This window comes from Actinomadura rugatobispora (assembly GCF_055379765.1).
This window is the reverse complement of sequence record NZ_AP029191.1, coordinates 11,995,246-12,007,589: the sequence shown is the minus strand read 5'-3', so window position 1 is coordinate 12,007,589 and position 12,344 is coordinate 11,995,246. Positions and strand designations below refer to the sequence as shown.

12 protein-coding genes are annotated in these 12,344 nt (G+C 71.5%); 9 read left to right on the top strand and 3 right to left on the bottom strand.

Translation table 11 applies throughout. The features are described from left to right. Positions 1–85 precede the first annotated feature (85 nt). Positions 86–706, bottom strand: a complete 621-nt coding sequence (locus tag ACZ466_RS53925) for a carboxymuconolactone decarboxylase family protein (protein WP_378288174.1) — start codon at positions 704–706, stop codon at positions 86–88. A gap of 118 nt (positions 707–824) precedes the next feature. Beyond that, a complete protein-coding gene (locus ACZ466_RS53920; protein ID WP_378288175.1) occupies positions 825–1,286 on the bottom strand; it encodes a pyridoxamine 5'-phosphate oxidase family protein in 462 nt (153 codons plus the stop codon). Between the two features lie 296 nt (positions 1,287–1,582). Here ACZ466_RS53920 and ACZ466_RS53915 point away from each other — a divergent pair, with 296 nt between their 5' ends. From ACZ466_RS53915 to ACZ466_RS53895, 5 genes are all read left to right on the top strand, one after another. Beyond that, complete coding sequence (locus ACZ466_RS53915; protein ID WP_378288176.1) at positions 1,583–1,906, top strand: hypothetical protein; 324 nt, start codon at positions 1,583–1,585, stop codon at positions 1,904–1,906. Between the two features lie 146 nt (positions 1,907–2,052). Continuing rightward, the gene (locus ACZ466_RS53910; RefSeq protein ID WP_378288177.1) at positions 2,053–2,661 is read left to right on the top strand and encodes a TetR/AcrR family transcriptional regulator; all 609 of its coding nucleotides are present in this window, start codon (positions 2,053–2,055) and stop codon (positions 2,659–2,661) included. Between the two features lie 14 nt (positions 2,662–2,675). Then, the gene (locus tag ACZ466_RS53905; RefSeq protein WP_378288178.1) at positions 2,676–3,155 is read left to right on the top strand and encodes a hypothetical protein; all 480 of its coding nucleotides are present in this window, start codon (positions 2,676–2,678) and stop codon (positions 3,153–3,155) included. 208 nt (positions 3,156–3,363) lie between these two features. Continuing rightward, a complete protein-coding gene (locus ACZ466_RS53900; protein ID WP_378288179.1) occupies positions 3,364–4,869 on the top strand; it encodes a class I adenylate-forming enzyme family protein in 1,506 nt (501 codons plus the stop codon). 289 nt (positions 4,870–5,158) lie between these two features. Next, complete coding sequence (locus tag ACZ466_RS53895) at positions 5,159–5,872, top strand: TetR/AcrR family transcriptional regulator (protein WP_378288180.1); 714 nt, start codon at positions 5,159–5,161, stop codon at positions 5,870–5,872. A 21-nt stretch (positions 5,873–5,893) separates the two neighbouring features. On the opposite strand, the gene ACZ466_RS53890 is transcribed toward ACZ466_RS53895, so the two are convergent. After that, positions 5,894–7,438 (bottom strand): CoA-acylating methylmalonate-semialdehyde dehydrogenase, encoded by a 1,545-nt coding sequence (locus ACZ466_RS53890; RefSeq protein WP_378288181.1) that lies wholly within the window; start codon positions 7,436–7,438, stop codon positions 5,894–5,896. A 337-nt stretch (positions 7,439–7,775) separates the two neighbouring features. Here ACZ466_RS53890 and ACZ466_RS53885 point away from each other — a divergent pair, with 337 nt between their 5' ends. From ACZ466_RS53885 to ACZ466_RS53870, 4 genes are all read left to right on the top strand, one after another. After that, complete coding sequence (locus ACZ466_RS53885) at positions 7,776–8,948, top strand: ABC transporter substrate-binding protein (protein ID WP_378288182.1); 1,173 nt, start codon at positions 7,776–7,778, stop codon at positions 8,946–8,948. A gap of 36 nt (positions 8,949–8,984) precedes the next feature. Then, positions 8,985–10,187, top strand: coding sequence for an aromatic ring-hydroxylating oxygenase subunit alpha (locus ACZ466_RS53880; protein ID WP_378288183.1), 1,203 nt, complete (start codon positions 8,985–8,987; stop codon positions 10,185–10,187). Positions 10,188–10,198: 11 nt separating this feature from the next. Then, positions 10,199–10,915 (top strand): ABC transporter ATP-binding protein, encoded by a 717-nt coding sequence (locus tag ACZ466_RS53875; RefSeq protein WP_378288184.1) that lies wholly within the window; start codon positions 10,199–10,201, stop codon positions 10,913–10,915. 175 nt (positions 10,916–11,090) lie between these two features. Beyond that, complete coding sequence (locus tag ACZ466_RS53870; protein ID WP_378288185.1) at positions 11,091–12,263, top strand: amidohydrolase family protein; 1,173 nt, start codon at positions 11,091–11,093, stop codon at positions 12,261–12,263. Positions 12,264–12,344: the final 81 nt, after the last annotated feature.

Here is a 12,344-nt window from a genome sequence, read left to right as displayed (position 1 = left end):
CACCTGAGCTCCGATCGCGTATCTCCGAACTAATACGAGATTCTTACTCTCCCAAACTGAGAACCTTACATCCCCGCCATCGAATTCAACGGCCGGCCGACGTCCGGGAGTCGGCCGCCGGGGCGGTCTGCCGGCCCGCGCCCGGCCCGCCTCCGGACTCGACGCCGAAGGTGTTGAAGGCCATCGCCAGCATGCAGTAGGTGCCGATCGTGAAGACCAGGTCCATGCGCTGGTGCTCGTCGAGGTGCTCGCCGAGCGCGGCCGAGGTGCGGCCGGACAGGGCCGAGTCGTCGTCGAGCTCGTCGACGGCGTCCAGCACGGCGAGCTCGAGCGCGTCGGCGGCCTCGCCCCGTCCCGCCGCCTCGATCTCCGCCTCGGTCAGCCCCGCCTCCGCCGCGAGCCGCGCGTGATGGGTCCACTGGTACTCGCAGCCGCGGCGCCGGGCGACCCGCAGGATCGCCAGCTCGCGCAGGCGGGGCGGCAGGGTGGAGCGCAGCAGCAGGTGGGTGTTGACGGTGAGGAGGGCCTCGGCCAGGTCGGGGTGGCGGACGAGGGTGGCGAGCGCGTCACCGGCCTCGCCCCGATCGCGCCGCTCGTCCCGCTCGTCCCGGTCGCCCTGGTCGCCGCGGTCGCCGTCGGACAGGACGGCCAGCGCGGTGCGCGCGTGCTCGTCCCAGGTGTCGTTCTGTGGCGGGGGCACGCGCATCGTGGGTCCCTTCCGGCGTGGGCGGGGAGGCTCGGGCCGGCGCCTCCGCCGGTCGCGAGAATATTATTCTCTAACTCTGGATGTCAGGTTTCCATGAGTGCGGCGGCGTCGTCAACCTTCATCGGCGCAGCTTGCCGAAGTCCCAGCTCACGATCTTCTCCGGGGTCAGCCGGAGCCAGCCGTGCTTGCCGTCGTACCGGAACTCCCCGCCGCCCGCGTACTTGTCCGCGAACAGCCGCTCGGGCGCGGTGAGGTCCTCGACGGGGTCGCCCTTGCGGGGCACCTCGCCGACGATCTGCGCGTTCCCCAGGAGTTCGACGCCGCGCAGGCGCAGGAAGTCGGTGCCCCCGTCGTCCACGATCACGCTCAGCCGCGGGTCGCGGTCGAGGTCGGCCCAGCGGCGGCTGCGGACGAGCGAGTTGAGCCACAGGGAGGCGCCGTCCCAGGCGAACCACAGGGCGCTGGCGTGCGGGTGCCCGGTGGGGCCGACGGTGGCGACCCGGCAGATGGGCTGTTCGCGCAGGAAGACGTCCCGCTCCTCCCCGGTCATGGCGATGGCGGTTCCACGGCGCTGCCCCATCTGGGTTGCTCCCTACGCATTCTTGCTTCTCTGTTCTGGAGAAGCTAGTTTCCACTCACTGGGAGGAGAATGACAGATGAGCCGAGGTCCACGCCACCGCCGCGCAGGCCACACGCCCTCCGGGGCCGGCGGCTGATCTCTCCGAGCGGACGCCCCGCCCGCCCGTCGCGACGCCCCGAGGGCGGCCCCGAGGGGGCGGCCCCGCGGGGCCCACGGTTTCGAGCCCGGCACGGGCGCCTACCATCGCGACGCGCCCACGACTTCATGATGGAACGGTCTCGAAAGGAATCACCAGCATGACCGCACCGGCACAGGCCCTGCGTCCCGGCGAGCAGCTCGCCAGCACCGTCTGCGCGACGCGGGTCGTCGTCGTCCGCGCGCCCGCCGACGGGCGGCCGCTGATCGCCTGCGGCGGCGAGCCGATGGTCGCCGCGGCCTCCGCGCCCGCCGCGCCGCCCGCCGGTGCGGGCGGCGACCCCGTCACGCTCATCGGCAAGCGCTACGTCGACGCCGCCGGCACGCTCGAGCTGCTGTGCACCGCCTCAGGGACGGGCGCGCTGACCGGCGACGGCGACCCGCTGAGCCTCAAGTCGGCCAAGCCGCTCCCCGCCTCCGACTGACCCGGGGGGAGAGGAGACGACCGAGGGTCCCGTGCGACCCTCCGCATGACTCCCGGCGCGACTCCCGCATGACGCCCGCGTGACCCTTGTCACACGCGGAAAACCAACCTACTGTATGTTCAGTTGGTGAGTTGGAGGACGAGCCCGTGTCGGATCAACGGCCGTACGCCGCTCTCCTCGCCAAGGGCGAGGACCGCAGGCAGCAGATCCTGGTGGCCGCGCAGCGGCTGCTGAGGCTGCACGGGTGGCGTGGCGTCACTCTCGGGCAGATCGCCCGGGAGGCGGGGGTCACGTCGGCGGGTCTCCTGCACCACTTCGCCTCCAAGGAGGACCTGCTCCACGCGGCGCTCGACCAGCGGGACGCCTACGACGAGTCCCATGCCGACATGTCCGGCGACATCGTCGTGGAAGTCCAGCGGGCCGCCGTCCGCATGCAGGAGGTCCCGGACCTGGTCGGCATGTTCGCCGTCCTCATGATGGAGAACATCGACCCGGACGCCCCCCTGCACGCCCGGTTCGTCGACCGGTACCGGGCGGCGGTCGACATCGTCGCCAGGGTCCTCCGCAAGGGGCAGCGCGCGGGGCGGTACCGCACCGACCTGGATCCGGCCGTCAAGGCCGTGGAGATCGTCGCCTTTATCAACGGGATGGAGTCACTATGGCTGCTCGACCCTTCGATTCCGTTGACCCAGGTGTTCAAGGAGTACACCGGGTCGCTCGGCCGTCAGCTCGCTCCTCCGCCAGACAGGCCCTGAGGCCCCGGATCCTGGTGGTCGCGCCGAACATGGTCGACGCGGTCCGGTTCGCGGGCGGCTGGCTGTTCGACCGGGTGATGGCGGGGGAAGAGGTGCTGGTCCTCACGGCCGACCACGGCGACCTGCGGCCGCTGCGGATCCTGGGGGCGCACGCCGTCGACCTGGAGTGCGCGCTGTCGTCGCCGGTGCAGGGGCCGTGGCCGCCCCAGGCGATCGCGGTGGGCGCCGACTCGTGCGGATCCGACTCCCGCGTGCGGCAGATCGTGCTCAAGGCCATCGACGACGGCCTCGCCGACGTCCGGCTCTGGGGCGACCAGAAGACCGCGGGTCTCGGCGACGGCATCGGCGACTCCCCGGTGCTGCACCGGTTGAGCGTGGCCGCGCGGGCGTTCAAGGCCCAGGCCCTGGCCGCGGCCGCCGCCCCGTCCCACGGCGCCGCGGTCGTCACCGAGACCTTCCGCCGCGGGGAGTCGCTGCGCGCCGCCGGTGCCTGAGCGGCCCTCCCGCTCCGTGCCGCGCCCGCCGGATCGTCGCCGGCGGACGCGGTGCGCGGCCGTGCGGCCGTTGCGGCCACGGCACGAAAGTAATAATCTCATTTAACGAGAGTCCGATTTCCAATCACGTCGGAGATCTCCGCTCGACCTGAGATCCCCGCACAGCCTGACCTGCGCCGCAGGGGCCGGACCGGTGAGGAGCCCTCCGATGAACCTGGCCATGATCCTCGACATGGTCGCCGACGGAATGGCCGACCGCGTCCTGCTCGGCGGCCGTGAGGACGGGCTCACCGGCGCCGGACTCCGCACGCGGGCCACGGCGGGCGCCGCGCACATCGTCTCCGCGGGTGCGGACCGGCTGGTCTACCTGGGCGGAAACGGTCCGGTCTTCCCGGTGGCGCTGTTCTCCGCCACCCTGGCCGGGGTCCCGTTCCTGCCGCTGAACTACCGGCTCAGCGGCGAGCAGCTCGACGAGATCATGAGCCGGCAGAACGCCCCGCTGGTCGTCACCGACACCCCGGAGCGGACGCCCGGGGCGCGCACCATCGGCGTCGAGGAGTTCCTGCGGCTGCCCGACGGCGGGCCCGCGCCGCACCAGGCGTACGAGATCGACGCCGACTCGATCGCCGTGCTGCTCATGACGAGCGGCACCACCGCGGCGCCCAAGAGCGCGGTGCTGCGGCACCGGCACCTGGCCGCCTACCTCTTCGGCTCGGTCGAGTTCGGGTCCGTGGCCGAGACCGACGCCACCCTGGTCAGCGTCCCGCCGTACCACATCGCCGCGGTCGCGAACGCGCTGTCCAACCTCTACTCCGGCCGCCGGATCGTCTACCTCGACCGCTTCACCGCCACCGGCTGGCTCGGCACGGTCGAGCGCGAGGGCGTCACCCACGCGATGGTCGTGCCCACCATGCTGGCGCGGATCGTCGCCGAGCTGCAGACCTCCGGGCGGCAGGGGCCCGCGCACCTGCGCTCGCTCTCCTACGGCGGCGCGAAGATCGCCGAGGAGGTCGTCGGCGAGGCGCTGCGGCTGTTCCCCGAGACCGGGTTCGTCAACGCCTACGGGCTGACCGAGACCGCCTCCTCGATCGCGGTGCTGGGGCCCGACGACCACCGCGAGGCCGCGGCCTCCTCCGACCCGGCCGTCCGGGCCCGGCTGGGGTCGGTGGGCCGGGCGCTGCCCTCGGTGGAGATCGAGGTGCACGGCGAGGACGGCAAGCCCTGCCCGCCCGGTGAGGTGGGCGACATCGTCGTACGCGGCGAGCAGGTGGCGGGGGAGTACGTCGAGGCGGGCAGCCTGGTCCGCGACGACGGCTGGTTCCCCACCCGCGACCGCGGCTACCTCGACGAGGTCGGCTTCCTCTTCGTCCGCGGCCGGGCCGACGACACCATCATCAGGGGCGGGGAGAACATCGCGCCCGCCGAGATCGAGGACGTCCTCGCGCGCCACGAGGCCGTGCTGGAGTGCGCGGTCGCGGGCGTGCCCGACCTGGAGTGGGGCCAGCGCATCGCGGCGTTCGTCGTCCCGCGGCCCGGGCACCGGGCGGAGGCGCAGGAGCTGCGGGAGTGGGTGCGCGAGCGCCTGCGGGGCTCGAAGACGCCCGACGACGTCGTGATCCTCGACGAGCTGCCGACGACGCCGACGGGCAAGGTGCTGCGGCGCGAGCTCGTGGCGATGGTGCAGGACGACGCCGGCGCGCCGGCCGGGGGCTGAGCCCTCCCGAACCCCTCGCCCCGCTCTCTCCACCTTTTTTCTCCTTCTCCTTCCCCCTCCTTCTAGCTCGGCGACGTCCCGCTGAGCCGTCCCCTGTGAGCTGCGCCGCCTCGATCGGCCGCGCGCCCTCGGCTACCCTCGCCTACCCTCAGCCGCCTTCACCGCGGCTGACTCGCCGCGCCGCACGGCCGTCAAACTCGGTGTGACTTAGACTGAGCGACGGTTCAGTTGAGGGATGATGGGCTCAGATTTGCGGAATCCGCATCACGGAAGAGGCTGGGAGGTGCGTGTGACGAGTGGAAAGGCCGCTGGGGTGAAGAGCGGCGAGGGGCCGGGCGGGGGCGGCGGGACCGGGCCGGCGCCGGCGGAGCGGCTCAGCCCCCGTGAGATACGCCGTCGGCAGCGGATCGAGCTCGGCAGGGAGCAGCTGCTGGAGACCGCCGAGGAGCTCTTCGCGGAACGCGGCTACTACGAGACGAACCTCAAGGACGTGGCCGACATCTGCGAGTTCTCCGTCGGTTCGATCTACTCCTTCTTCGACAGCAAGGACGCCCTCTACCTGGCGGTGCTCATGCGGCGCGGGGCCGGGCAGCGCGAGGAGATGGAGCGGATCGCGGCCGGGGACGGCCCGGCCGGCGCGCGCCTGATCGCGATGGTGAAGGCGCAGGTCGATCGCCGGCGGGCGCACCCGGCCTGGGGCCAGCTGCACGCCCAGATGACCAAGATCGGCGGACGGTCCGGCGCCGGCGTCCCCGAGGTCTACAAGGACTTCTACGCCGAGATCGTCGGCCTGCTGGCGAGGGTCATCGAGGAGGGGCAGCGGGACGGCACGATCCGTCCCGGCGACCCGCCGGCCCTGGCCCGGCTGTGCTGCGCGCTGCTGGACGGGTTCACCCTGATGGACCCGGTGATCAGCGAGGAGCCCGAGGGGATCGACGCGGAGGAGTTCCTGAGGTTCGTCAGGGAGACCTTCACCGCGGGCCCACCGCCCCCGGGGGCGTGACGCGCGTGCCGCCCGTGCCGGTCAGCGGGTGCGCGGGAAGCCGAGGTCGACCGACGAGGTGGCGGGGTCGGGCCAGCGGCTCGTGACGACCTTCGTCCTGGTGTAGAAGTTGACGCCCTCGGGACCGTAGATGTGCTGGTCGCCGAACAGGCTGGCCTTCCACCCGCCGAAGCTGTAGTAGCTGACCGGGGTGGGGATCGGCACGTTGACCCCGACCATGCCGGCCTGCACGTCGAACTCGAACCGCCGGGCCGCGCCGCCGTCGCGGGTGAAGATCGCCGCGCCGTTGCCGTACGGGTTGTCGTCGATGAGCCGCAGCCCCTCGGTGTAGTCGCCGATCCGGACGACGGTGAGCACGGGCCCGAAGATCTCCTCGTCGTAGCACCGCATGCCGGGCTTGACGTGGTCGATGAGGCTCGGCTTGAGGAAGAAGCCGGCGGAGGGGACGTCCTCGCGGCCGTCGACGACCAGGGTGGCCCCCTCGTCGGCGGCCCCCGCGAGGTACCCCGCCACCCGGTCGCGGTGCTCGGCGGTGATGAGCGGTCCCATCTCGCTGCCGGGCTCGCCCGCCGCGCCCACCGCGATGCCCGGGATGCGGTCCCGGATCCTCGCGACGAGGTCGTCGGCCACGGCGTCCATCGCGAGCACCACGCTGATCGCCATGCAGCGCTCGCCGGCCGAGCCGTACGCGGCGCTCACCGCCGCGTCGGCGGCCAGGTCGAGATCGGCGTCGGGCAGCACGAGCATGTGGTTCTTGGCCCCGCCGAGCGCCTGGACGCGCTTGCCGTTGCGCGTCCCGGCCTCGTAGACGTGCCGGGCGACCGGCGTGGAGCCGACGAAGCTGACGGCCGCGACGCCGGGGTGCTCCAGGATCCGCTCGACGGCGGTCCGGTCGCCGTGCAGCACGTTGAAGCAGCCGTCCGGCAGGCCGGCGCGCTTCAGCAGCTCCGCCAGGAACATGGACGCGGAGGGATCCCGCTCGCTCGGCTTGAGGACGAAGGTGTTGCCGCACGCGAGGGCGTTGGCGAGCATCCACATCGGGACCATCGCCGGGAAGTTGAACGGCGTGACGCCGGCCACCACGCCGAGCGGCTGGCGGACGCTGTGCACGTCGAGGCCGGTGGCGGCCTGCTCGCTGTAGCCGCCCTTCAGCAGGTTCGGGATCCCGGACGCGTACTCCACGTTCTCCAGGCCGCGGGACACCTCGCCGAGCGCGTCCGAGGGCACCTTCCCGTGCTCGGCGGACACCAGGGCGGCGATCTCCTCGCCGTGCGCGGAGATGATCTCGCGGGCCCGGAACATGATCTCGGCCCGCCGCGACAGGCTGGTCGCGCGCCAGGCGGGGAACGCGTCCGCGGCGACCGCGACCGCGCGGTCGACCTCCGCGGCCGAGGCGAGGTCGACCTCGGCCTGCCGCTCGCCGGTGGCGGGGTCCCACACAGGGCCGGAGCGCCCCGAGGCGCCCGGGACGACCTTGCCGCCGATCCAGTGCGAAATCCGCTTCACGCGCGTCCCTTTCCTCCGGCCGTCCGGCTCCCGTGACCCGTGCCGGCCTGGCTTCGGCATGAGAATATGGTCGCCGAGGGTAACTGAGCAAGTCTTCACTCTCTTGGTTCGGGACGGGTGGGCGCGGAGCGGTCCCACGAGGTGTGCGCCGGGTCCGCGGGACCGCCTGGCCGGGGGGATGCGGGAAGGAGGGGTGAGCTGGGAAGTCGCGGCCCTCATGGCGTCAATGCTTCCGATAGCGCGGCGTGCCGACCGGTGGAACACACCGAACGGCGGCGGGTCGGCCGCCGGAGACGAGGTGGGCTCGCATGATTGATTCTTGCGGAGTGAGTGATTACTGATCTAAGCTCCGACCAGGATCGAATGTGATCCCGATCACCTTCTGTGATGGAGTGACATGCGCAACCGCAACCGGTTCATGGTCGGGCTCGCCGCCGCGTCGCTGGTCGTCGCCAGCGGATGCGGCGCCTCGGCGGACAGCTCCAGCGGCAACGGGCCGATCAAACTGGGCATCATGGCGGGGGTGCAGACGAACGCCATCTCGCACCCGTGGGTGCCGCAGGCCGCCAAGATCGCGGCCGCGGCGATCAACGACGCGGGCGGGATCATGGGGCGCAAGGTGGAGATCCGCTTCTGCGACGACCACGGCACCCCGCAGGGCGCGGCCCTCTGCGCCCAGAAGCTCCTGGTGCAGGAGAAGGTCCTCATGATGGTCGGCAACGACGGCACCATGGAGCCCGGCCTCATCCCGACGCTCAAGGTCGCCAAGACGATCTCGTGGTCCAGCCAGGGCGCCAGCCTCGACTCGCTCAAGAGCGACCGCGTCTACGTCCTGCAGCCCGTCCTGGCGCAGTACAAGATCGTCCCGCAGATGCTGTCGCCCGCGACCAAGCGCGTCGCCTACATCTCCGCCGACACCGTCGTCGCCCAGGAGGGGCAGAAGACCTCCGCCAAGTACTTCCCGCCGACGATCCCGATCACGCCGCTGACGGTGGCGCCGACCGCCACCGACTTCCAGCCCACCTGCCTGAAGGTCCAGCAGAGCGGCGCCGACACCGCCGTGATCGCCGTCAACCCGGCGCAGATCCCCTCCCTGATCCAGACCTGCAACCAGATCGGCCTGAACCGGCTGCACTGGGTCATCCCGAGCATCGAGATGACGCCGCAGGTGCTCAAGACGGTGACCGAGCTCAAGCAGCCCAACACCACCGTCATGGCCTTCGGCCAGACCGCCTTCGACGGGTTCGGGGCCGACGTCGCCAAGTACGGGCGCCAGGTCGGCGGCATCGACAACACCATCGCCGACAGCGCGGTCAACGCCTGGCTCGGGGTCAAGCTGCTGGCCAAGGTCATCCCGGCCGCCGGGGGCCCGGACGCGGCGAAGATCAAGTCCTGGCTGGACAAGCAGACCGCCTTCGACACCGGCGGCGTGACCGCCCCCATCGACTTCACCGCCTCGCCCGTCCCGGGGATGCCGCGCGTCAAGAACATCTCGGCGAGCAAGGGCGAGATCCGGGATGGCAGGCTGGTCTCCACCGACCCCAAGCCGTTCACCCTCAAGAACCCCTAGCCCCCGACGCCCCACCGGCCGATCAGGAGGATGACCGTGGACAGGGAAGCCCTGGAACGCAGCCTCGCGCGGCGGCTGCTGGACCACATCGAGAACCGCACCACCGACCTCGCCGACGACCTGATGGAGCTGCCCGCCGACGTCTACTCGCGGGCGCGCCACGACAGGGAGGTCGAGGTCCTGTTCCGCGACCAGCCCCTGGTGCTGTGCCTGTCGGGCGCGCTGCCGGGGCCGGAGACCTATCACACGGTCGACCTGTGCGGGACGCCGATCCTGCTCACCCGGGACGCGGCGGGCAAGGTCCACGCCCTGGCGAACGCGTGCCGCCACCGGGGAGTGCGCGTCGCCGACGGGGCGGGCAAGGCCAAGAGGCTGACCTGCCCGTTCCACGCCTGGACCTACGAGCTGGACGGTCGCCTCGTCCGCGTGCCCGTCCCCGAGGCGTTCGAGGGGATGTGCCTGGAGGACAAGGGGCTGGTCGAGCTGCCGGTCGCCGAGGGGTACGGCCTGATCATCGGCCGCCTCCGCCCCGGCCCGGAGCTGGACGTCGACGACTACCTGGGGCCGGGCCTCACCGACGAGCTCGCCATGTTCGGTTTCGAGGACTGGGCGCCCCACGGCGAGCCGCACGTCCACCGCGTCAACGCCAACTGGAAGGTCACCCTCGACACCTTCCGCGAGAACTACCACTTCAACTACCTGCACCGGCGGACGCTGGCCTCCTACGCCTACGGCGGCGTGCTGACCTTCGACGCCTTCGGGCCGCACCTGCGCAACTGCTCGGCGCTGCGCTCCATCGACGAGCTGAAGGAGATCCCCGAGGAGCGGTGGGGTGACGTCGCGCAGCACTTCAGCTACCAGTACGCGCTCTTCCCCAACACCAGCCTGACCTTCGACAGCAGGCACATCGAGCTCTGGCAGATCCTCCCGGTCGACGAGGCCGGCTCCGAGGTCGTGCACACCGCCTACCTCCGGCCCGACCTGAGCGAGGAGGAGCGCGCGAAGGTCGTGGACATGGCGCCGTGGATCTGCGAGACGGTGGTCGACGGGGAGGACTTCTGGGTCGCCGGCCGGACCGAGCCCGGCGTCCGGACGGGCCTGCTCGACACGGTCGTGTTCGGGCGCAACGAGCCTGCTCCGCAGCACCTGCACCGGGGATTCGACGCCGCGCTCGCGGCGGCCGAGAACGGCGTGCCGGGCGGCTCCCGCCCCGGGGCGCCCGGCTTCGCGGCCACCTGAAGGGACGGACGATGACGGAGACCACCGAGGTCAGGGCGCTGGAGGTCCGCGGGCTGACCGCGGGGTACGGCGCCATGGCGGTCATCCACGATGTGACGCTCTCGGTCGGCCACGGCGAGATCGTCGGGCTGCTCGGGCGCAACGGGGCCGGCAAGACGACCACCCTGATGGCGATCGCCGGGTTCCTGGGGCGCTGCGAGGGCGAGGTGAAGGTCGACGACGTGCGGCTGCGCGGCCCGGCCTACAAGCGCAGCCGCGGCCAGGTCGGGATCGTCCTGGAGGGGCGCAGCGTCTTCCCGTCCCTGACGGTCGCGAACAACCTGGAGCTGGCCGGCGCGGACCGGGACGAGGCGCTGGAGCTGTTCCCCGAGCTGCGGCCGAAGCTGGCGCTGCGCGCGGGCGTGCTGAGCGGCGGCGAGCAGCAGATGCTGGCGCTGGCGCGCACGGTGTGCCGCCATCCGGCGGTCATGCTGATCGACGAGCTGTCGTTCGGCCTGGCCCCCACGGTGTGCGAGCGCCTCCTGGCGCGGTTGCGCCACGTGGCGGAGACCACCCGGGTGGGGGTCCTGCTCGTCGAGCAGGGCATCCACTACGCGGCGAGCGTGGCGGACCGGGTCCTCATCATGAACGAGGGGCTGATCCGCGCGGAGATGCCCGGCGCGGAGCTGGCCGAGCGCGAGGACGAGATCGAGCGCATCTACCTCGGCGGTCTCGACGACGCCGCGTGACCGGGTGACGGCCGGCCGCCGGCGGCGCCGGCCGTCCGCCCGTAGAGAGTGAATGCTTGCTTTTGATTGTGCCGCCCCATAGATTCGGACCGCGAGCTGGTTCGAAGTGCGATGAATGCGATGAAAGCCTCGCCTGCGACCCCGGCGGTCGCGTGGCGCGGGGAGACGAGGGCAGATGGTGAAGCTGGCTGACGAGGTGCGCGTCATCGACGCCGACACGCATCTCACCGAACGACATGATCTGTTCACCACGCGCGCTCCCAAGGGATACGAGGACCGCGTCCCCCGCGTGGTGGAGATCGACGGCGCCCCCTGGTGGATCGTGGAGAAGGACGGGCGGCTGGGCCCGGCCCGCGGCGGCGGTGTGGTCAGCCTCAACGGGGAGAAGTTCCCGTTCGAGGAGAGCAAGCACAACGGCATCGACTGGGTGCACCGGGCCGCCTGGGACCACGAGGCGCGGCTGGAGTACATGGACCAGAACGGCTTCCACGCCCAGGTCCTCTATCCCAACGCCATCGGCATCGGCGGCCAGGGCATCTCCAACAACGTCCAGGACCCGGTGCTGCGCCGGCTGACGGTGGAGATCTTCAACGACTACCTGGGCGAGCTGCAGGACTGGTCGGGCCACCGCTTCCTGCCCATGGCGATCATGCCCGCCTGGAGCGTCGACGAGTGCGTGCGGGAGGCCCAGCGCGCCGCCGCCGCGGGCTTCCGCGGGGTGAACATGACCTCCGACCCGCAGGAGACCGGCGCCCCCGACCTGGCCAGCCGCGAGTGGGACCCGTTCTGGGCGGCGTGCGCCGACCTGCAGCTGCCGGTGCACTTCCACATCGGGGCGAGCCTGACCTCGCTGAACTTCTACGGCAAGTACTTCTGGCCGTCGCTGCACCAGAACCTCAAGCCCGCCGTCGGCGGCGGCATGCTGTTCCTCAACAACGCCCGGGTCGTGATCAACAGCATCTACGCCGGGATCTTCGACCGGCACCCGAAGCTGAAGATGGTGTCGGTGGAGAGCGGCATGGGCTGGGTGCCGTTCATGATGGAGACCGCCGACTACGAGATCCTGGAGAACGCCCCCGAGCAGGCCGCCGAGCTGTCGCGCAAGCCCTCGGAGTACTTCAAGGACCACTGGTACGCCACGTTCTGGTTCGAGGAGAACGGCGGCGACCTGCAGTACCTGATCGACAAGGTCGGCGAGGACAACGTGATGTTCGAGACCGACTTCCCGCACCCCACCTGCCTGTACCCCGACCCGCTGACCGCGGTCGAGGAGCGGATGTCGGCGCTGCGGCCCGAGACCCGCCGCAAGGTCCTCGGCGACACCGCAGCCAAGCTCTACCGCATCTGACACGCCCCCGGGCACGCGGGCGCTCCTTCCGCCGCCCGCGTGCCCCGGGCTCTCACCACCACGCTCCACCACGATCCAGCA